This is a genomic window from Streptococcus thermophilus, from assembly GCF_010120595.1.
GTDB classification, from domain to species: Bacteria; Bacillota; Bacilli; order Lactobacillales; family Streptococcaceae; genus Streptococcus; species Streptococcus thermophilus.
Genome location: NZ_CP038020.1, coordinates 1633629 through 1654619, shown reverse-complemented (window position 1 = coordinate 1654619; position 20991 = coordinate 1633629). Strand labels below are relative to the sequence as shown.

Annotated in this window: 22 protein-coding genes and 4 pseudogenes; all 26 read left to right on the top strand. The window is 40.0% G+C overall.

Features of this window, described 5'->3' with window-relative positions; translation table 11 throughout:
• Window positions 1–130 precede the first annotated feature (130 nt).
• Window positions 131–1177, top strand: a complete 1047-nt coding sequence (gene rfbB, locus E3C75_RS08770) for a dTDP-glucose 4,6-dehydratase (RefSeq protein WP_100273313.1) — start codon at window positions 131–133, stop codon at window positions 1175–1177.
• Between the two features lie 162 nt (window positions 1178–1339).
• Window positions 1340–1483: a hypothetical protein gene (locus E3C75_RS11770; protein WP_223899688.1), complete on the top strand. Its 144-nt coding sequence runs from the start codon at window positions 1340–1342 to the stop codon at window positions 1481–1483.
• The gene (locus E3C75_RS08760; RefSeq protein WP_223899687.1) at window positions 1461–1835 is read left to right on the top strand and encodes a hypothetical protein; all 375 of its coding nucleotides are present in this window, start codon (window positions 1461–1463) and stop codon (window positions 1833–1835) included. Before E3C75_RS11770 ends, E3C75_RS08760 begins: the two co-directional genes overlap by 23 nt.
• Before the next feature lie 202 nt (window positions 1836–2037).
• Window positions 2038–2337, top strand: a complete 300-nt coding sequence (locus E3C75_RS08755) for a hypothetical protein (RefSeq protein WP_100262492.1) — start codon at window positions 2038–2040, stop codon at window positions 2335–2337.
• A 217-nt stretch (window positions 2338–2554) separates the two neighbouring features.
• Window positions 2555–3730: an IS256-like element IS1191 family transposase gene (locus tag E3C75_RS08750; protein ID WP_111679628.1), complete on the top strand. Its 1176-nt coding sequence runs from the start codon at window positions 2555–2557 to the stop codon at window positions 3728–3730.
• Between the two features lie 103 nt (window positions 3731–3833).
• Window positions 3834–4529, top strand: a pseudogene (locus tag E3C75_RS12320) (hypothetical protein).
• Window positions 4530–4624: 95 nt separating this feature from the next.
• Window positions 4625–5761 (top strand): radical SAM family heme chaperone HemW, encoded by a 1137-nt coding sequence (gene hemW / locus E3C75_RS08740; protein WP_100262685.1) that lies wholly within the window; start codon window positions 4625–4627, stop codon window positions 5759–5761.
• Window positions 5762–6505: an acyl-ACP thioesterase domain-containing protein gene (locus E3C75_RS08735; protein WP_084828886.1), complete on the top strand. Its 744-nt coding sequence runs from the start codon at window positions 5762–5764 to the stop codon at window positions 6503–6505.
• A gap of 1 nt (window position 6506) precedes the next feature.
• A complete protein-coding gene (locus E3C75_RS08730; protein WP_011681278.1) occupies window positions 6507–7280 on the top strand; it encodes a TIGR01457 family HAD-type hydrolase in 774 nt (257 codons plus the stop codon).
• Window positions 7270–7914, top strand: a complete 645-nt coding sequence (locus E3C75_RS08725) for a TIGR01906 family membrane protein (protein WP_111679627.1) — start codon at window positions 7270–7272, stop codon at window positions 7912–7914. The genes E3C75_RS08730 and E3C75_RS08725 overlap by 11 nt, the downstream gene beginning before the upstream one ends.
• 8 nt (window positions 7915–7922) lie before the next feature.
• A complete protein-coding gene (locus E3C75_RS08720) occupies window positions 7923–8657 on the top strand; it encodes a PHP domain-containing protein (protein ID WP_082245845.1) in 735 nt (244 codons plus the stop codon).
• Window positions 8658–8753: 96 nt separating this feature from the next.
• A pseudogene (locus E3C75_RS08715) lies at window positions 8754–9552 on the top strand (phosphodiester glycosidase family protein).
• Window positions 9530–9925 carry a hypothetical protein gene (locus tag E3C75_RS12315; protein ID WP_084828883.1) on the top strand — a complete coding sequence of 132 codons (396 nt, stop codon included), beginning with the start codon at window positions 9530–9532 and terminating at the stop codon, window positions 9923–9925. The pseudogene E3C75_RS08715 and the gene E3C75_RS12315 overlap by 23 nt, the downstream one beginning before the upstream one ends.
• A 75-nt stretch (window positions 9926–10000) precedes the next feature.
• Window positions 10001–11128: pseudogene (locus tag E3C75_RS08705) on the top strand (IS3 family transposase).
• Window positions 11129–11265: 137 nt separating this feature from the next.
• Window positions 11266–11439, top strand: coding sequence for a hypothetical protein (locus E3C75_RS08700; RefSeq protein ID WP_162173385.1), 174 nt, complete (start codon window positions 11266–11268; stop codon window positions 11437–11439).
• A gap of 382 nt (window positions 11440–11821) precedes the next feature.
• Window positions 11822–12874, top strand: coding sequence for a histidinol-phosphate transaminase (hisC, locus tag E3C75_RS08695; RefSeq protein WP_084828882.1), 1053 nt, complete (start codon window positions 11822–11824; stop codon window positions 12872–12874).
• A complete protein-coding gene (locus E3C75_RS08690) occupies window positions 12871–13851 on the top strand; it encodes an ATP phosphoribosyltransferase regulatory subunit (RefSeq protein ID WP_014608424.1) in 981 nt (326 codons plus the stop codon). Before hisC ends, E3C75_RS08690 begins: the two co-directional genes overlap by 4 nt.
• Window positions 13844–14494, top strand: coding sequence for an ATP phosphoribosyltransferase (gene hisG, locus E3C75_RS08685; protein WP_023909728.1), 651 nt, complete (start codon window positions 13844–13846; stop codon window positions 14492–14494). Before E3C75_RS08690 ends, hisG begins: the two co-directional genes overlap by 8 nt.
• Window positions 14491–15774, top strand: a complete 1284-nt coding sequence (gene hisD / locus E3C75_RS08680; protein ID WP_023909727.1) for a histidinol dehydrogenase — start codon at window positions 14491–14493, stop codon at window positions 15772–15774. Before hisG ends, hisD begins: the two co-directional genes overlap by 4 nt.
• 19 nt (window positions 15775–15793) lie before the next feature.
• Window positions 15794–16378 carry an imidazoleglycerol-phosphate dehydratase HisB gene (gene hisB / locus E3C75_RS08675; RefSeq protein WP_014608422.1) on the top strand — a complete coding sequence of 195 codons (585 nt, stop codon included), beginning with the start codon at window positions 15794–15796 and terminating at the stop codon, window positions 16376–16378.
• A complete protein-coding gene (gene hisH / locus E3C75_RS08670) occupies window positions 16375–16983 on the top strand; it encodes an imidazole glycerol phosphate synthase subunit HisH (RefSeq protein WP_014621710.1) in 609 nt (202 codons plus the stop codon). Before hisB ends, hisH begins: the two co-directional genes overlap by 4 nt.
• Window positions 16984–17031: 48 nt before the next feature.
• Window positions 17032–17751 (top strand): 1-(5-phosphoribosyl)-5-[(5-phosphoribosylamino)methylideneamino]imidazole-4-carboxamide isomerase, encoded by a 720-nt coding sequence (gene hisA, locus E3C75_RS08665; RefSeq protein WP_023909725.1) that lies wholly within the window; start codon window positions 17032–17034, stop codon window positions 17749–17751.
• Between the two features lies 1 nt (window position 17752).
• Entirely contained in the window at window positions 17753–18511 is a 759-nt protein-coding gene (gene hisF / locus E3C75_RS08660; protein WP_084828880.1) for an imidazole glycerol phosphate synthase subunit HisF, read from the top strand.
• Window positions 18508–18846: a phosphoribosyl-AMP cyclohydrolase gene (hisI, locus tag E3C75_RS08655; RefSeq protein ID WP_023909722.1), complete on the top strand. Its 339-nt coding sequence runs from the start codon at window positions 18508–18510 to the stop codon at window positions 18844–18846. The genes hisF and hisI overlap by 4 nt, the downstream gene beginning before the upstream one ends.
• Window positions 18847–18854: 8 nt before the next feature.
• On the top strand, window positions 18855–19169 hold the full coding sequence (gene hisE / locus E3C75_RS08650; protein ID WP_084828879.1) for a phosphoribosyl-ATP diphosphatase: 315 nt from the start codon (window positions 18855–18857) through the stop codon (window positions 19167–19169).
• A 504-nt stretch (window positions 19170–19673) separates the two neighbouring features.
• Window positions 19674–20843, top strand: a pseudogene (locus E3C75_RS08645) (FtsW/RodA/SpoVE family cell cycle protein); the annotation flags it as partial.
• Between the last annotated feature and the right edge of the window lie 148 nt (window positions 20844–20991).

Genomic DNA, 20991 nt, shown 5'->3' with positions numbered 1-20991 from the left:
CGCAGACGCCCTTTATATCTTGATTTAGTCATGGAACTTCGCAGAAGTTCGTTTACGTCCGTAATCACCTAAGGAAAGCTAAAAAATTGATTTAAGGAACAATCAAAAGTAAAAACTATTTGGAGAAAAAATGACTGAATATAAAAACATCGTCGTAACTGGTGGTGCAGGTTTCATTGGTTCAAACTTCGTACACTATGTCTACAATAATCATCCGGACGTTCATGTGACTGTCCTTGACAAACTCACATACGCTGGTAACCGTGCCAACATTGAAGAAATCCTTGGTGACCGTGTTGAATTAGTTGTTGGTGATATTGCTGATGCTGAATTGGTAGACAAATTGGCTGCTAAAGCGGATGCCATCGTTCACTATGCGGCTGAAAGCCACAATGACAATTCATTGAACGACCCATCGCCATTTATCCACACTAACTTCATTGGTACATACACACTCTTGGAGGCTGCTCGTAAATACGATATTCGTTTCCACCATGTATCAACAGATGAAGTCTATGGTGACCTTCCATTGCGTGAAGATCTCCCTGGACATGGTGAAGGTCCTGGAGAAAAATTCACAGCAGAAACAAAATATAACCCATCATCACCTTACTCATCAACTAAGGCTGCTTCAGACCTTATTGTTAAAGCATGGGTTCGTTCATTTGGTGTTAAAGCAACAATCTCAAACTGCTCAAACAACTATGGACCATACCAACATATTGAAAAATTCATCCCACGCCAAATTACCAATATCTTGTCAGGAATTAAACCAAAACTGTATGGTGATGGTAGAAACGTCCGTGACTGGATTCACACTAATGACCACTCAACCGGTGTTTGGGCCATCCTTACTAAGGGGCGTATCGGTGAAACTTACTTGATTGGTGCTGATGGTGAAAAGAACAACAAGGAAGTTCTTGAGCTCATCCTTGAAAAAATGGGTCAACCAAAAGATGCTTACGACCGTGTGACAGACCGTGCTGGTCACGATTTGCGTTACGCTATTGATTCAACAAAATTGCGTGAAGAACTTGGTTGGGAACCACAATTCACAAACTTCGAATCAGGTTTGGAAGAAACAATTAAGTGGTACACAGATCACCAAGACTGGTGGAAAGCTGAAAAAGAAGCTGTTGAAGTTAACTACGCTAAGACACAAGAAGTACTTAAATAATTGGAAAATCTATCACTTATAAACTAGTGATAGATTTTTCTATTAAGAATTGTTAGGAGAGATGTTGAATAGAAAAGAATTGATTGAATATTTTGAAGTGATTAATAATCGTAAGCCACTATTCAGGAGTGTCAGCAGGCCCTTTTAAATGGTGAATTTGTTATGGAAGGAAGACAAGCTAATTTTACCAACAACGGTAAGAATATGACTGAAGAAGCCATGCCTTTATCAAATCAAATGACTGGTCAAATGGTCAATCACCCCTCTGCAAAGCAGCTTGTCTTTGTTAAACAGAAAAAAGTTTAGAAAGAAGACGTTTATAGGTCTTGCCATTGCTTTACTTCTTGTTCTAACAACAAGTCTTGGATTATTTTTATTTTCTTCCAAAGGAACAAACTTGGGTGGTTTGTGGGTAAATAGTAATAATACTGCTTTGGTTTATGACTTAAATGGGAAGAAGTCAAAACTCGTTGTAGGCTATAGGGAAGAAGAAATCAAAGAAATCTCTATTGGTCAGAAAGTTAGACAGAAGTTTGAAACAAGCTTAGAAGACGTCAGTGATTCAAAACTAAAAACGATTGCTGATTTTGACAAGAAATACCAATTACAGACAAAAGAGGTTGTATTGGTAAAGACGGAAAGGGGTTGGCTTCTATAATCTGATTCAGAAGGATGGGGCAAACTTTGTTCTAGATTTAACCTTATCAGACCTAGATTACTACGGTTCCAACACCAAAAATTTCAAAAAGAAATGTCTTTTTCACAAGGAAGAGGTTTCAAAAGTTTTTGTTGGAAAATGGAAGACATTTAATTATGAAGATGAATCAAAAGGAGAAGTTACTATCTCTGAAAATGGAGTAATGACTACAGATTCTGATGATATAAATATCTTAATTCTTACACCTTTAAAAGAATATCTGATGAATCAATCAGGCGGAGGTGATAATAGTAAGGTACAAAAAGAGTTTGCTGAAATACAGAAGTCCCTTAAGTCACACGGTTATCAGGCTAAGAGTGTTAACGATATCTACCACGTCGAGAAAGGTTTATACTATTTTGTAGTTGTGAATGGTAGTAAACGCATTATTGTCTCGGAAGATGCTACGATCATCCCTATTCAGGTTATCTTGAAAAAGAAGGTACTCGCTAATATCAGATAAGATAAGGAGTACTTAAATAATAGTCAAGAGTCTATCATTCCTGTGGGAGTGATAGGCTTTTTTGGTTAAAAGGACCTATTAACTTATAACAGAAAGACAAAACATTACAAAAAGTTACAAAATTACAAGGTAGTGTAAAATAAGTTGTGTAAACACAAAAAGGAATAAATCCGTTATAGTAGAGTTGCAAAACATTACTAGAAAGAGATTTATTCCTATGACTCAGTTTACCACAGAACTACTTAACTTCCTAGCCCAAAAGCAAGATATTGATGAATTTTTCCGTACTTCTCTTGAAACAGCTATGAATGATCTGCTTCAAGCAGAGTTATCAGCCTTTTTAGGGTATGAACCTTACGATAAATTAGGCTATAATTCTGGGAATAGTCGTAACGGAAGCTATGCACGGAAATTCGAAACCAAATATGGGACTGTTCAGTTGAGTATTCCTAGAGATCGTAATGGGAACTTTAGTCCAGCTTTGCTTCCCGCTTATGGACGTCGAGATGACCACTTGGAAGAGATGGTTATCAAACTCTATCAAACCGGTGTAACGACTCGAGAAATTAGTGATATCATCGAGCGAATGTATGGTCATCACTATAGTCCTGCCACAATTTCTAATATCTCAAAAGCAACTCAGGAGAATGTCGCTACTTTTCATGAGCGAAGCTTAGAAGCCAATTACTCTGTTTTATTTCTTGACGGAACCTATCTCCCCTTAAGACTTGGAACCGTTAGTAAAGAATGTATTCATATCGCACTTGGCATTACACCAGAAGGACAGAAGGCTGTTCTTGGATATGAAATCGCCCCAAATGAAAACAATGCTTCTTGGTCCACCCTGTTAGACAAGCTTCAAAAGCAAGGAATCCAACAGGTTTCTCTTGTAGTGACCGATGGCTTCAAGGGGCTTGAACAGATTATCAATCAGGCTTACCCATTAGCTAAACAACAACGTTGCTTAATTCATATTAGTCGAAATCTGGCTAGTAAAGTGAAACGAGCAGATAGAGCGGTTATTCTGGAGCAATTTAAAACGATTTATCGTGCTGAAAATTTAGAAATGGCAGTGCAAGCTTTAGAGAACTTTATCGCCGAATGGAAACCAAAGTATAGGAAAGTCATGGAAAGTCTGGAGAATACGGATAATCTTTTAACTTTTTATCAGTTCCCCTACCAGATTTGGCATAGCATTTATTCGACAAACCTCATTGAGTCTCTTAACAAAGAAATCAAACGTCAAACGAAAAAGAAGGTCCTTTTTCCTAACGAGGAGGCTCTGGAACGTTATTTAGTTACCCTGTTTGAAAATTATAATTTCAAGCAAAATCAACGCATCCATAAAGGGTTTGGCCAATGTGCTGACACACTTGAAAGCTTATTTGATTAACATTCTTCAACTCTACTTGAGTGTTTACACATAATTATTGACAGTATCAATTACAAACAACGCTTGAATTTTATAATATAATATACATACAGAAAAAAGGTTTATGAAAATAAAAAGTATAGTTATCCATGTTTGTTCACTTGTTTTGTTATCTGTAGCTTTTTCTGGGGCTCTTATCGGATGTGGCTTCAAGTCAGAAAAAGGCACTACATCATCATCTACAACTTCAACTTCTAAAGTAGTAAAGTCATCAGCAAAGACAAAAACTACTGAAAGGAAATCTGCTAAAAAGGCCAAGACCTAGCAAGTGATTCTGAATCTAGCTCAGTAAAAGAAATCAAGCTACAGCTGTAACTGATACTCAATCAGGAACAAGTAGTAGTGCTACTACTGAGTCAAATAAGTCTGGCCAAGTAACACCTGATACCCAAAGTGACTCTCATGTTCCATCAGCCTTGGTTGGAACCTGGACTGGTATGAGTCCTCAAGCAACAGATATTAGTTTTACAGTTGATGCTGATGAAAACATTACTTCAAAGGAAAATTTTAATGTCGCTTACGAACCCTATTGTCAAAGTTTTATAACTGCAAAAGCTGTACAGATTTCTGGTAATTTCTACGTTTAGTAAGGTGGCAATTACTCTCTGGCCTTACTGGAATAGGGGGATCTGGTTTCCAAGTTAAGCCTAGTTTTATTCTTGAAAATATCACATACACACCAGTTCAAGTTATCTCTGATTTGGGACCAACCTTTGATTATAGCCACTACAATGCTTTTCCATTTTCATTAACAAAATGAAGTAAAGAAGCTATCTGGAGAGATGGCTTCTTTTTTGCGTCAAACTCTTCTTTTTCAAGGTCTCATTTCTGCTAAAAAAATGGTAGAATAGTTACATGCAAACAAAACCAACATCAGCTTATGTGCACATCCCATTTTGCACACAAATTTGTTATTATTGTGACTTTTCCAAGGTATTTATTAAAAATCAGCCCGTTGATGACTACCTACGGGCTTTGATTCGTGAGTGGGAGCTTTCAGATATCAAGGAGCTTCGTACCCTTTATATTGGTGGGGGGACACCCACAGCTATTTCTGCTGAGCAATTGGACTACCTTTTAAGTCATCTTCAGAAGAACTTGGATTTATCAAAGCTGGAGGAGTTTACCATTGAGGCCAATCCTGGCGATTTGACGGTTGATAAAATTGAAGTACTAAAAAAATCTGCTGTTAATCGGGTATCTCTAGGGGTTCAGACTTTTGATGACAAACACTTGCGTCAAATTGGTCGCAGTCACAATCAAGCACAGATTTATGAAAGCATTGATAGCTTGAAGTCTGCTGGTTTCCATAATATTTCCATTGACCTCATTTATGCTCTGCCTGGTCAAACTATGGACCAAGTCAAGGAAAATGTGAGAAAGGCACTGGAACTGGATATTCCACATCTAAGTCTCTACAGTTTGATATTGGAACATCACACGGTCTTTATGAATAAGATGCGTCGGGGTAAGCTCAATCTACCCACTGAGGACTTGGAAGTAGAGATGTTTGACTATATTATCCAAGAGTTGGAAAAAAATGGTTTTGAGCACTACGAGATTTCTAACTTTACCAAACCCGGGATGGAGAGCCGACATAATCTCATGTATTGGAATAATGATGAATACTATGGAGTGGGTGCTGGGGCCTCTGGTTATGTGAATGGTGTTCGTTACCGTAATCGAGGACCGATCCAACATTACCTAAAGGCTATAGCTGAGGATGGTCATGCTAGACTCAATGAAGAACATCTGACTAAGGTAGAGATGATGGAGGAGGAGTTTTTCCTTGGTTTACGTAAAAAGTCGGGTGTGTCTATCAAACGGTTTGAAGAGAAGTTTGGTATGTCATTTGCGGATACTTATGGAGACATTGTGGAAAAACTACAGGCAGATGGTCTCTTGGTCAAGGATCCAGAGGTTGTTCGTATGACGAAACGTGGACTCTTTCTGGGGGATAGTGTCGCTGAGCAATTTATCTTGGAGGATTAGATGGGATTAAAATTTAGCATTCCTTATCAGATTCCGTTTTATGAGACGGACATCACACATCATGTGAAATTGCCACACTTATTGGCTTTTTCACTGCAAGTCTCTGGCATGCAGTCAGAATCTCTGGGTAATACGGATAAGGACGTTTTTGATAATTACGGTCTTGTTTGGATTGTGACAGACTATGCTATTGAGATTGACCGTTTGCCTCGCTACAATGAAAAAGTAACCATTACAACGGAAGCCATTTCCTATAATAAGATTTTCTGTTACCGTAATTTTTATATCACAGATGAGGCTGGTCAGCAAATCATGCTCTTTAAGACTACCTTTGCCCTCATGGATTATGAAACGCGTAAGGTAGCGGAGGTGCCAGATGAGGTGGTAGCACCTTATGGAGCAGATAAGATTAAAAAGTTGCTTCGAGGTCCTCACTATAAGACTTTGGAAAATCCGCTTGAGATCTTATACCGTGTACGCTATTTTGACCTGGACATGAATGGACACGTTAATAATAGTAAGTACTTAGAGTGGATGTTGGATGTTTTCGATTTGGACTTTTTGACCGAGTACACACCAGCCCATATTGATCTCAAGTACGTTAAAGAAATCCATCATGGCTCAAAAATTTATTCTGGCTATGAGTTTGACCAAGGCAGTTTGAGCAGTCAACACCAGATTTGTGTTGATGGTAATGTTCATGCCCAGGCCATTATTCAATGGAAAGAAATAGGAGACGAGTAAGATGACATATAAAGGTTATTTGATTGATTTAGATGGAACCATTTATAAGGGAAAGGATCGTATTCCTGAAGGGGAGGCCTTTGTTAAGGAGTTGCAGAAGCGTCAGATTCCCTATCTTTTTGTGACTAATAACAGTACGCGTACACCAGAGATGGTCCAAGAGCTTTTGTGTAATCAGTGCGAGTTGGAAACGCCTCTTGAAACTATTTATACAGCAACCCTGGCGACAGTTGACTACATGAATGATATGAATCGTGGTAAAACAGTTTATGTTATTGGTGAGACTGGGCTTAAATCTGCTATTGCGGATGCGGGTTATACGGTAGATGAGGAAAATCCTGATTATGTGGTAGTGGGATTGGACCGTGATGTCACTTATGAAATGCTGGTTAAAGCAACCCTTGCTATCCATAAAGGGGCTATGTTTATTGGGACAAACCCAGATTTGAATATCCCAACAGAACGAGGTCTGCTTCCAGGTGCTGGTTCCCTCTTAGCCCTTATTGAGGCAGCGACGCGTGTGAAACCAATCATTATTGGTAAGCCTAAAGCTATTATCATGAACAAAGCTCTTGAAATCCTTGGAACAGAACGTAGCCAAACTATTGTGGTTGGTGATAATTACTTGACTGATATTACAGCTGGCATTAAAAATGACTTTCCAACACTTCTTGTGACGACTGGTTTCACCAAGGCGGAAGAAGTTGTGGATTTACCAGTAAAACCAGACCATGTACTTGCTAGTCTAGCGGAGTGGGATTTTGATGCGAACTAATATTGAAGCAGTGTTGACTCCTATTTGGCTCCTGGCCTTGTCTATTCTGGTCACAATTTACCTAGCATGGGGCTTCTATTATTTTGATGTTGACTGGATGCATCTTTTGAACTATGTCGTTATCGGCAAAAGTGATCTTTGGCATAACTTCAATGTCCTCATGCGGTATCTGACCTTTCCTTGGGTGGGCCGTTTGGCCATGCCTGATTTTCCGTCGTCGGAGAGTGGTCTTAAGCATTTTTATGATGTCAAGTGGCTCTTTCATCTGGTTCAGATCCTTGTTGTCCTACTGGCTTATCCAGCTGTGAGCTTTCTTTGGCGAAATGTGAAGAAGGGGACTTTTGGTCTCTATCGTAGACTTTATCTGAGTCTAGCTGTTTTACCAATCCTTATTGGAGTAGTGGGATTTTTCCTAGGATTTGATCAGTTCTTCATTCTCTTTCATGAGGCTCTCTTTCCTGGAGATAGTAGTTGGCTTTTTAATCCAATGCTTGACCCGATTATTAATGTTTTGCCAGAAGAGTATTTCCTTCAATGTTTTGTGATTTTCTTTATAATGTACGAGGGAATCATGATGGGATTGACCTGGCTAGCCCACAAACAGGTGAGAAGCTATTTAAAAAATAAGGAGTAATGATGTTTATTCGTGATAACCATTTGCATACCCATCATTCCTATGATTCGGATGCGAATTTTACTGATTATTTAACCCATTTTGATGGCGAGATTGTAACAACTGAGCATTACGATCTCTCTAATCCCTATACGAAACAGGACGATGTGCCAGATTACGAGTCTTATAGTCATGAGGTTGAAAAACTCAACCTCAAGTATGGCAATCGTATTAAACGAGGCATCGAGATTGGCTATTACCAGCCTAGAGAAAGCGATATTTTAGACTTTTTGGATGGTAAGGACTATGATCTCAAACTGCTTTCTGTTCACCATAATGGGGTTAATGATTATCTCGATGATGAGGTGGCTGATATGGACAAGGCTAACATTATTCAAGAATATCTGGATAAGTTGGAGTATGCTGTTGGTCGTGTGGACGCAGATGTTCTGGCCCACTTTGACTATGGTTTCCGTCTTTTTGATGTGACTGTTGATGAGCTAAAAGCTTATGAGAATCAGCTTAAACGTATTTTTAAGAAAATGATTGCTAATGATTTGGCTTTTGAGCTGAATTCAAAGAGCATTTACCTTTATCATCATGAAGGTCTTTATCGTTATGTCTTGGCCCTTGTCAAGGATTTGGGATGTCGCAAGTATTCTATTGGCTCTGATGGGCATAAATTGGAGCATTTTCGTCTGAACTTTGATAAGATTCAGGAGCTCTTGAGAGAATTCGAAATTACAGAAGATATGATTATATAGAGCAGACAGCTTCAGTTGAGGCTGTCTTTTCTTAAGGGAAACTTAAAGGAAAGACGCTGTTATGGGATTTATAGAAGATTTTAAGATTTGCTTGTTATGCTAATTTCAAGCAATTCGTCGACAGCATCTACCAGCACTGGTGATGCCACTAAGACGGATACGACTTATAAAGATGACAATATGGAAATTGAAATCACGACGGGCAAAGCTAGTGATTCCACTTACTATGTTGCTGATATCAAGCTTTCAAGTGCGGACTACCTTAAAACAGCTTTGGACAAAACACCTATGGTACCAATATAACTGACGTCACTTCAAGTATTGCCCAGCAACATAATGCTATCTTTGCCATCAATGATGACTATTATGGGGATAACTAGTCAGGCTGTGTGATTAAAAATGGTCAAGTCTATCGTGATACTGATCGAAACAGTGACTATGAAGACCCCTGCAGTCTACTCAGACGGTAGCTTCAAGACCTTTAGCGATAGTGAGACAACTGCTCAAAAACTGGTCGATTCAGGTGTGGTGAATACCTTTGCCTTCGGTCCAACCCTGGTTGAAAATGGTAAGGTAGCTGTCTCAGAAAATGAAGAGGTTGGTCAAGACATGGCCGACAATCCACGTACAGCTATCGTAGTTAATGAAGAAAGTGATGGAAGTGTACACTACATTGTCATTGTCTCTGATGGTCGTACCAGTGAGTCGTCAGGATTGACTCTTTATGAAATGGCAGAGTTGATGAAATCTTATGGCGTGATGACTGGTTACAACCTTAATGGTGGTGACTCATCAACCATGTATTCTAATGGTCAAGTCATTAATAAGCCAACCCACAAACGGAAACAAAATCTCAGAAAGGGCGGTGAGCGATATCGTTTACATCGGTTACTAAAAAATCTGCTAGCGAGCACTTTTTCACCACCTATATTGGTTTAACTATTTTTAGCCTGGTCTTTACCTTTGTCTATGAACTCTTTTCTTATGGTGAATCATCCAGGTTTATGCGCCTGATGTTCTTTGCACCATTGGCTGGAGCTATGATTTATCTGCTAACAGGACTGGGAATGTCTTGGGTGAGAAATCGTGTCTCGAAATTCTTATTAAATTCAGCAATCGCGGTTGTATCAAGTGCCTGTTTAGTTAAAGGCATTGTTGAAGTTTCAGGACGTACAACTAGTGTGGATATGCCCTATTGGTATGTGGAAGCTGGACTACTTTGTTTGAGTCTTCTAATAGGATTTATCAGATCTACAAAACTGGCTTAAAAATGAAAGCTTGGAGTAATTGAACTGCACCCCAAAAGTTAGATAGAAAAATCTAACTTTTGGGGTGTTTTTATTATGAAATTAACTTATGAAGATAAAGTTCAAATATATGAATTGAGAAAGCAAGGTCAAACCTTCAACCAACTTTCAAAACGATTTGGTGTGGGTGCTTCTGGATTAAGATATATGACGAGATTGATTGAACGTTACGGAATAGAAATTATCAAGAAAGGTAAGCATCGTTACGATTCACCAGAATTAAAACAAGAAATGATTGATAAAGTGCTACTTGAAGGTCGTTCACAAAAAAGTGTAAGTCTTGATTATTGTCTTTCAAGTGGTGGAATGTTGCCTAATTGGATAGCACAATATAAGAAAAATGGGTATACTCTTCTTGAGAAAAGAGGAGGGAGAGTACCTAAAATGGGGCGTAAACGTAAGAAAACTTGGGAAGAAATGACAGAACTAGAGCGACTCCAAGAGGAGAATGAACGCTTACGTACCGAGGTGGCCTACCTAAAAAAGTTAAAAGAGTTAGAGGAAAGGGACGAAGCCTTACAGCGAGAAAGGCAGAAACAGTTAGAGAAAAGGGTTTCAGGAGGATTTCGACTAGATTTACTTCTTGAAACTGCACGTTTTGCTCGCTCGACTTACTATTATCAGTTGAAACAACTAGATGGGCACGACAAAGATGAAGAGACTAAAGGCTAAATTCAAGAAATTTATTATGAGTATAAAGGAAATTATGGCTATCGCCGAATAACTCTTGAATTGAGGAATCGTGGTTTTGTAGTGAACCAGAAGAAGGTCCAACGTCTGATGAAGCTCTTTGGTTTAAGTTCCCAAATTCGTCGTAAACACAAATATTCTTCATACCAAGGAGAAGTTGGCAAGAAAGCAGATAACCTTAGTGATCAAGGTTGGTAATACCAACATCAGTATTAACATCAATTTTTAGAGGATAAGGGGATCCAACCGTCCATGTCACGTAAGGGGAAAAATAGTCCAGATAATGGTATGATGGAATCCTTCTTTGGCATTCTTAAGTCTGAGATGTTTTATGGTTACGAGAAGACGTTTCACTCACTTGAGCAATTGGAACAAGCTATTGTAGACTATATTGATTATTACAACAACAAACACATTAAGGTAAAACTAAAAGGACTTGGTCCTGTGCAATACAGAACTAAATCCTTTGGATAAATTAGTTGTCTAACTTTATGGGGTCAGTACACATACTTCAGGCTTTTTACCTTGCTTTGAAAATTTATTTAGGATAAATATACACCTTATAAGTGGAAAAATTATTTTGAATCAGGAAATAGACTAAAGAGATTTTTATGAAAATAACAGAGATTTATTTTTGTGACAGCAATATAAATAAAAGGAGACTTTTTCTAGCGATGGAAGCAGCTGAAACTGCATGCATTGCTGAAATTATCCACAGGGAAATATCACCTGACGACCATTATCTCCTTAGGAAATCTCAAAAAGACTATGTGTTTTTTTATTAAATATACAAAAAAAGGCTTGCATTGTTTTAAATTTTCATGTAGAATAATTTCAAATTAAATCGTTGAGAGAAAAAAGTCAGATCGTTTTACAGAGAATGCGGGAAGCTGAGAACGCATGAGATCAAAGACGACACATTCTTGAGAGCGTATGCGAACTCTGGATGACAGTAGTGTACGACGGGTGGTTCCGTTAGAGACTGGGAGTTACAAGTGAAACTTTGTGACTTCATGAGGAAGAGGGGGTGACCCCTGTTCGAATTAAGGTGGAACCACGTGCCAACGTCCTTGCAAAAGTTATTTTTGCGAGGACGTTTTTTGTTACACTTTTTAGAGTCTGTAACGAGAAGTACACTTGGTTAGAGTCAAAGAGAAAGGATAAACTATGGAAATCAAAGGATTACGAAAGATTGAACCCTATGTAGCGGGTAGTCAGCCTGCTGAGAAAAATATCATTAAGTTGAATACTAATGAAAATGCTTATGGACCAAGTCCAGCAGTTCATCAATCTTTAGCATCCTTTGATGCCCATCAGTTACGCAAGTATTCGACTTTGGATCAAACGGCTTTGCGTCAAGCTTTGTCTGATCAATTGGGTGTGCCTGCCGATCAGTTTATTATTGGAAATGGGTCAGATGACATCTTATCAATGGCTTTTCTAGCTTTCTTTAACAGTGAGGAAAAAATCATATTTCCAGATTTGACTTATGGTTTTTACAAGGTATGGGCAGATTTGTATCGCATCCCCTTTAGAGAAGTGCCTTTGACCTCCTCATTTGAGATTGATACTCAAGATTATTTGGTCGAAAATGGTGGAATTATCCTTACTAATCCGAACGCTCCAACAGGTATTTATAAACCTTTAGATCAAGTCGAGGAGATTGTAAAGGCCAACCAGTCGGTAGTTGTGATTATTGACGAATCCTATATCAACTTTGGTGGGGGGACGGCCTTACCACTCCTAGAAAAATATGACAATGTGTTTATCACCAGGACCTTTTCTAAGGATGCCTCCCTTGCTGGTCTGCGTGTCGGTTACGGCATAGGAAGTCCAAAACTAATGGCTGTCATCAATGCCGTTAAGAATTCAGTCAACCCCTATAATGTGGATAGCATTGCTGAAGCCTTGGGGACTGCAGCGGTTAGATCTTGGGACTATTATGAGGACATTTGCGCTAAGATTATGGCAACACGTGACTGGTTTAGCCAAGAATTGCAGGCGATTGGCTTTGATGTCCTACCTTCAAAAACTAATTTTGTTTTGGTCAAGCCATACGGAGTGACTGCAGGCCAATTGTTTGCCTATCTCCAAAGTAAGAAAATTTATGTCCGTTATTTTCCAAAAGTGGAGCGTATTTCTGACAGACTACGCATTTCTATTGGAACTCAGGATGAGATGGAGCGTGTATTAATGACCATACAGGAGTTACAAGCATGAAAAAAACGACCTTAGCCTTAGGAATGCACGATAAACTTTTCAAACGTGCCCGTACCATGTATCAGATTGAGCATTGCATTTGTGATTTGTTGATGACAAAGGGTTTTCTTCGTATTGAGACACCAACCTTAGAGCATTTTGAAGTCTTCAGTGATGTGGTGGACAATGGTAACTATAATTTCTTTGATAAAAATGGAGATCTTATTAGCCTACGTCCTGATATTACCAGTCAAATCGGGCGCGTAATTGCTTCCACACAAGTTCATACACCGATTAAATTTTCCTACTCTGGAAAGGTCTTTAACTACAACGAAGAGATGCGTGGCTTGTCCAATGAGCATACGCAGGCTGGTGTGGAAATCATTGGTTTTCCAGTTCATCAGGCATTGGAAGAAGCTGTGATATCTGCTAAAGAGGCCTTGGATGTGGCAGGTGTCAGAAATTACAAGTTTGAATTTTCACATGCCCAGCTCCTGCAACTCATTTTTGAAGAATTAAACCTTCCAGCAGTAAAAGAAGCAGAGTTGGCCACCTATATCCGTGATAAATCAATCACAGGTCTCAAGGAGTTCACTAAAGAAAATCCAAGTCAATATGACAAGGTTTTGGAGCAGTTGCCATTCCTCTTTGGTGAGACAACTGCTGTCTTGACCGAGGCGAGACAGTTAACCGACAATGAATCCTTTTTGACAGCTTTGGATAGTTTGGAAGTCTTAACCAGTCGCCTAGCTGATAATCTCCCAGAGACGACGCTCGATTTGGCTCAATTACCAGCAGTGCCTTACTACACGGGCATAATGTTTAAGGTCTTCGGTGATAAGGTACCGGATGCTTTTGTATCAGGTGGCCGCTACGATAAACTATTTGAACGTTTTGGGGCTACCGAGTTAACAGCGGTTGGTTGGGCTATTGATATCGACTCAGTTTATCAAGCAGTACATGACGATGTGGAATTTGGAGGTGACATGGATGACTAGCAATCAAATCACAATTGCCTTGACCAAGGGGCGTATTGAAAAAGATGCGGTTACATTGCTGGAAAAAGCTGGCTTTAATATGTCTTTCATGGCTGATAAGGGACGTAATTTGATTTTCGAGAGTCCTGACAACCGTTTCCGTTTTCTCTTGGTTAAAGCTCCAGATGTGACAACCTGTGTTAGACACGGTGTCGCAGATATTGGAATTGTTGGGAAGGATGTTCTGGTTGAACATCCGACAGGCTATTTGGAAATGTTAGACCTTAATTTTGGCCTTTGTAAATTCTGCGTGGCTTCAACAGAAGACTATAATCCTAATGACCATAAACGTAAACGTATTGCTACCAAGTATCCAACCATTGCAACTGATTATTTTAATCAAAAGGGTGAGGATGTCGAGATTATTTCGATTCAAGGGAGCGTTGAGATTGCCCCCGTTATTGGTCTGGCGGATGCCATTGTCGATATTGTAGAAACAGGGAATACCCTTGTTGCAAATGGCCTAAAAGTTTATGAAGATATTTGTCGGATTTCAGCACGAATGATTGTTAATAAGGCTTCTTTGAAAAATAATAAGGAAGTCCTGCAATTCATTCGTAAGATTGAATCACTTGTTGGAAACGAGGAGGTACCGTTCGAATGAAACGATTAACTGGAACTAATAAAGAAATTGCTGAGCTTCTTTATCAGGAGCAATTGGAACTTTCAAAAGAAAATAGAGACGTTGAAAGAACGATTCAAGCTATTATCGAAGACGTTAAAGAACGTGGAGACGAGGCCCTTCGTGATTATTCAGCGAAGTTCGATAAGGTTGATTTGACTGATATTGAAGTTGGACAAGATCTTATTGATAAAGCCTTTAAGGAAATTGATCCAGAGGTTTATCAAGCCCTAGTCAATGCTAAAGAAAACATTGAATCTTACCACAAACATCAGTTGGAGGCTGGTTTTGAGGACCAACCAAGTGAGGGAGTTATTCGTGGTCAATTGATTCGTCCCATCAATCGTGTTGGTGTTTATGTGCCTGGAGGAACAGCGGCTTATCCGTCATCAGTTCTTATGAATGTCATCCCTGCTAAAATTGCTGGGGTTAAAGAGATTATTATGATTACGCCGCCACAAGAACACTTTGTTCCTGCAATTCTAGTAGCCGCAAAATTGGCTGGTGTGGACACCATTTACCAAGTCGGTGGAGCTCAAGGAATTGCGGCCTTGGCTTTTGGTACAGAAACGATTCCAAAGGTTGACAAGATTACAGGTCCCGGAAATATTTTCGTGGCGACTGCTAAGAAGCAAGTTTACGGCATTGTCGGTATTGATATGATTGCAGGACCATCAGAAATCGGTGTTATTGCTGATAGTAGCGCTAATCCAAGCTATGTAGCAGCTGATCTTTTGTCTCAAGCAGAGCACGACAAGCGAGCACGTGCCATTTTGGTAACAGATTCTGAAGTCTTGGCCGATGCGGTTGAAAGCGAGATTGAACGTCAACTCAAGCTTTTACCACGAGAAGCGATTGCTCGTCCTTCCATTGAAAATAACGGCCGTATTATTATCACTAAGGACACAGATGCCATGTTTGAGCTCATGAACTCGGTTGCGCCAGAGCATTTGGAAATTGCTATGGACAAGGCCTATGATTATCTAGAAAAAGTGGAAAATGCTGGTTCCGTCTTTCTTGGTCACTTTACGAGTGAACCAATTGGTGACTACTATGCCGGTGCTAATCACATTCTTCCAACGACAGCAACCAGCCGCTTTTCATCAGCTTTAGGTGTACATGATTTTGTCAAACGTATCCAATATACGCAATACGACAAGGCAGCAGTCAATAAGGCAAAACACGATATTACAACCTTGGCTTATGCGGAAGGCTTGCAGGCCCACGCCAAGGCTATTGAAGTCAGAAATGACAATAATTGAGAGAGTAGAGGAAGCAGTTATGAGACAAGCAGAAATTGAACGTAATACCTTTGAAACCAAAATTAAGTTAAGTCTCAATTTGGATGCTCAAGAACCAGTAGACATTCAAACAGGTGTCGGATTTTTTGACCATATGTTGACCTTGTTTGCCCGTCACGGTCGTATGTCTTTGGTGGTAAAGGCTGATGGTGACCTTTGGGTTGATAGTCACCACACTGTTGAAGATGTCGGTATCGTACTTGGTCAAGCTCTTAAAGAGGCTTTGGGTGATAAAGCAGGTATCAACCGTTATGGAACGTCTTTCGTACCTATGGATGAAACCCTCGGAATGGCAAGCTTAGATTTGTCTGGACGTAGCTTCTTGGTCTTTGATGCTAGTTTTGATAATCCTAAATTGGGTAATTTTGACACAGAATTGATTGAAGAGTTTTTCCAAGCTTTAGCCTTTAATGTTCAAATGAATCTTCATCTCAAGATTCTCCACGGAAAAAACAATCACCACAAGTCAGAAAGTCTTTTCAAGGCAACAGGTCGTGCCTTGCGTGAAGCCATTACAGTCAATCCTGACATTCACGGCGTAAATTCGACAAAGGGGATGCTATGATTATCGTCATTGATTACGATGCGGGGAATATCGCAAATGTTCTGCGTGCCCTTGAAAAAATCGGTGTGACTGCAGAATTGTCTGCTGACAAAGAGAAAATTCTAGCTGCAGATGGTTTGATTTTACCTGGTGTAGGTGCCTATCCAACAGCCATGGCAGAGTTGGAGCGAAGAGGTTTGGTAGTTGTAATCAAAGAGGCCGTAGCAAAAGGAGTTCCACTTTTAGGAATTTGCTTAGGTATGCAGATTTTAACAGAAAAAGGACTGGAGCATGAAGAAACAGATGGTCTTGGCTTTATTCCTGGTGTTTGCCGTGCCATTCCTGCTAATAAGGAGCGGCCTGTCCCACATATAGGATGGAATGATTTGACTGTTAAGCAAGCTAGCCCTTTGACAGATGGTTTAGATGGCCAATCTGTCTACTTCGTTCACAGTTATTTTACGGATGTACCTATCCAATATATTGATGTTACTGCAGATTATAGTATCGAGGTTCCAACCATGATCCATAAAGACAATGTTTATGGTGCCCAATTCCATCCCGAAAAATCAGGTGATATTGGTTTAGGTATTATTGAACGGTTTGTGGGATTATGTAAAACCTAGAATCTCGTGAGAACAAAGATTTTTTAGTTAGAAAGGATGGTAGGGGAGATGCAAATTCTACCAGCAATTGATATTAAGGATGGACAGGCTGTTCGTCTCTTCAAAGGAGATTTCAACCAAAAAACCGTCGTCAATCCAGATGTTATTGAGCAAGCAAAAACCCTTAAGAATGCGGGCATCCAATTCATTCACCTTGTTGACTTGGATGGTGCTCTTGATGGTCGTGCCACTAACCGTGACTTGATTGCGGAGGTCAAGAAGATTTCTGGACTTGGCATCGAAATGGGTGGCGGTATCCGCACATTGGAGCAGATTCGTGACTATTTGGCAGTTGGCATCGACCGTATCATTATCGGTTCAATGGCCGTCAAAGATCCTGACTTCGTTAGAGCAGCTTTGGAGGAATTTGGTGCCGATAAGATTGTCGTGGGTATAGATGCAAAGGCAGGTCTTGTCGCTACAGAAGGTTGGTTGGAAACCAGCAATGTGGACTACATCACCTTGGCCAAGGAAATGGAAAAAATGGGCGTAACCCTCATTGTTTATACAGACGTTGATCGAGATGGCACACTGACAGGACCCAATCTTGATCACTACAAATGTTTGGTATCTGAACTCACAACCGCTAAAGTCATCGCTTCAGGTGGGATTGCAGAGCTATCCGACTTAAATCACCTACAAGAGATTGGTGTAGCAGGAACCATTGTCGGTAAGGCCTACTATAACGGCAATATCACTTTAGACCAGCTCAAGTCTTTCGGAGGTTAATATGCTTAAAAAACGTATTATTCCTTGTCTGGATGTCAAGGATGGTCGTGTCGTCAAGGGAGTTAACTTTGTGAATCTAACAGATGTTGGTGATCCTGTTGATTCTGCCCGTGCCTATTATGAGGCTGGTTGTGACGAACTTGTTTTTTTGGACATCACGGCGACTTCAGATAATCGTGAAACAACGGTTGACATGGTGCGACGCGTTGCCGATCAGGTCTTTATCCCTTTCACAGTTGGTGGTGGTATCCGTTCGGTTGAAGACATGAACAAGATGCTCAAAGCCGGTGCAGATAAGGTTGCTGTTAATTCCTCAGCCCATGCCAACCCGCAACTAATCGCTGATTGTGCCCAAAAATTTGGCAATCAGTGTGTCGTGGCTGCGATTGATGCTAAAAAGATGGCTGATGGGAGCTGGCATGTTTTTGTGGCAGGTGGCCGTAAGAATACCGGTAGGGATCTCATCCAATGGGCTCAAGAAGTCGTCGCCTTGGGGGCTGGAGAAATTCTCTTAACCAGTATGGACAAGGACGGCACCAAGTCTGGTTTTGATTTGGAAATGCTTAATCGTGTGGCAGAAGTCGTCGATGTTCCGATCATTGCTTCTGGTGGTGCAGGAAATATTGAGGACATTGTAGAAGTCTTTGAAAAGACAACAGCGACTGGTGCACTGGCAGCCTCTATCTTCCACTTCGGTGAGGTAAATATAGGTGAAACCAAACAAGTCTTGGCAAAAACAGGAATTGAGGTGAGACAATGACAGAGGTTAAACTTGATTTTGACAAACAAGGAGGACTGGTACCAGTTATTGTGACCGATTACAAGACAGGACAGGTGCTTATGTTGGCCTATATGAATGAGGTGTCCTATCAGTTGACCCTTGAGACTAAACAAATGCATTACTGGAGCCGTTCCAGAAATGAGCTTTGGCATAAGGGCGCCATATCTGGTCATTTCCAACATGTCAAAAGCATCAAGACTGACTGTGATTGGGACACCCTACTTATTGCCGTTGAACAAGAAGGAGCAGCCTGTCATACAGGAGCTTACAGCTGTTTCATCACGGATATATATGATGACAATCAAGATAGATAGGAGTAGCTATGTTAGAAACACTTTATAAGGAAGCCTTGGATCGTAAAAAGAATCCTAAAGAAGGGTCTTATACCAATTACCTTTTTGACAAGGGTCTAGACAAGATTCTTAAAAAGGTTGGCGAAGAAGCGACAGAAGTTGTAATTGGAGCTAAGAATGCTGATAAAACGGAAATTGCCAACGAGACAGCAGACATCCTCTATCATTTAGCCGTCATGCTAGTTGAAACAGGGGTTAGCCCTGAAGACGTTGAAGCCGTACTTAAGGCACGACAAGGCAAGCAAAGCAATGTTCATGACCGAAAAGAAGTAACAGATTATTGAGGATTATCTCAACAGATTGAGACTAAGAATAAAAGTTTGAAGTGACGCCTCAGTTTTTTGCTAGAGAAATCCCATGAAGAAAAATACTCCTAATATCTCAATGCTTTCTAGCTTAGCTGTTTTCTTCCTCTGTAATCTAGCGTGTCATATTAGGATATTAGAAGTGTGGGTTGTGGGTTACAAACTCAGTGAAAACGAAAACTTCAAAATACACAAAAACATCTCCGAGAATCAGTCGGAGATACCTTTTTGTTTTACAGAAACGATAGGGGTTACCTTGTGACAGGACTGTTGATCACTAGGTCCAAATTCCTTCAGCGCAACGTGTATGCTTCAATGCTCAAGGAAAAGGATACATGTCAAATTAAGACTAATGAAAGAAGTTAACCACTTTTGTGGTTGCTTTTTTTCGTTAAAATTAACAACTTTTTACACATTCAGGTCATTTGTCTGGCCGAAAAAGTGGTATAATAACTCTTACTAAATCTTTATTTTGGAGTACACATGGCTAAGTCAAAAAATACTATTGAAAGTCGGATAGATTACTCGATTCTCTTGCCAGTCCTTATCTTACTGCTGGTTGGTATGGTCTCAATTTTTATCGCGACAAATTTTGATTATCCAAAGAATCTCGTTCAAGTCATGTCTCAGCAAATACTATGGATTTTTCTTGGTTCAGTACTTGCTTTTGTTGTCATGTTATTTAATACAGAGTTTCTTTGGAAGGTCACTCCCTGGCTTTATATTTTTGGCTTGGGACTTATGGTTTTGCCTCTTGTTTTTTATTCACCTTCTTTGGTTGCCTCGACAGGAGCAAAAAACTGGGTCAGTATTGGATCAGTCACCCTTTTTCAACCATCAGAATTTATGAAGATATCCTACATCCTTTTTCTTTCGAGAATAGGTGTTCGGGCTAAACAAGGAAAAGAAGTAACTGAGCTTCAAGATGACTGGTTGCTACTTTTCCAATATGTAGCGGTCACGCTTCCTGTCTTAGGCTTACTGGTTCTTCAAGGTGATATGGGAACGGCCTTAGTCTTCCTCGCTATTTTAGCGGGTATAATAGTGGTTTCGGGAATATCCTGGCGTATCATCTTACCGGTAGTGCTAGCCTTTGCAGCAAGTATAGCTCTGTTTATAATGGTGTTTATCACAGATTGGGGAAAGGAAATCTTGCTCAAGTTAGGGGTTCAGACTTATCAGATTAACCGTATCTCAGCTTGGTTGGACCCCTTCACTTATGCGGATGGCATCGCCTTTCAACAGACACAAGGGATGATATCGATAGGTACTGGTGGTATCTATGGAAAAGGTTTTAATCACCTTGATTTGAATGTACCAGTTCGTGAGAGTGATATGATTTTCACGGTTATTGCAGAAGACTTTGGTTTAGTAGGCGGTGGATTGGTTCTGTTGACCTATCTCTTCCTCATTTATCGCATGTTGCGAGTGACTTTCAAGTCTAATAACCGCTTCTATACCTTTATTTCTACTGGTCTTATTATGATGATTGTCTTCCATATTTTTGAAAATATTGGGGCGGCAGTAGGAATTCTTCCTCTGACAGGTATTCCTTTGCCTTTTATTTCTCAAGGTGGATCTTCACTCATCTCAAACTTGATTGGTGTTGGCTTAGTGCTTTCCATGGCCTACCATACCAACCTCAACGAAGAAAATAAAATTCTTCTGGCTATGTCTCGTCGTATGCGTGCATCTGGGACTAGTAAAGTAAAGGCAGTGTCTAAGACCAAAACTAAGAAAAACAAACCTTCGAAGAGTGCAATCAAGGCCTCACAAGAATTGGTCAAGGCTAAAGATAAGG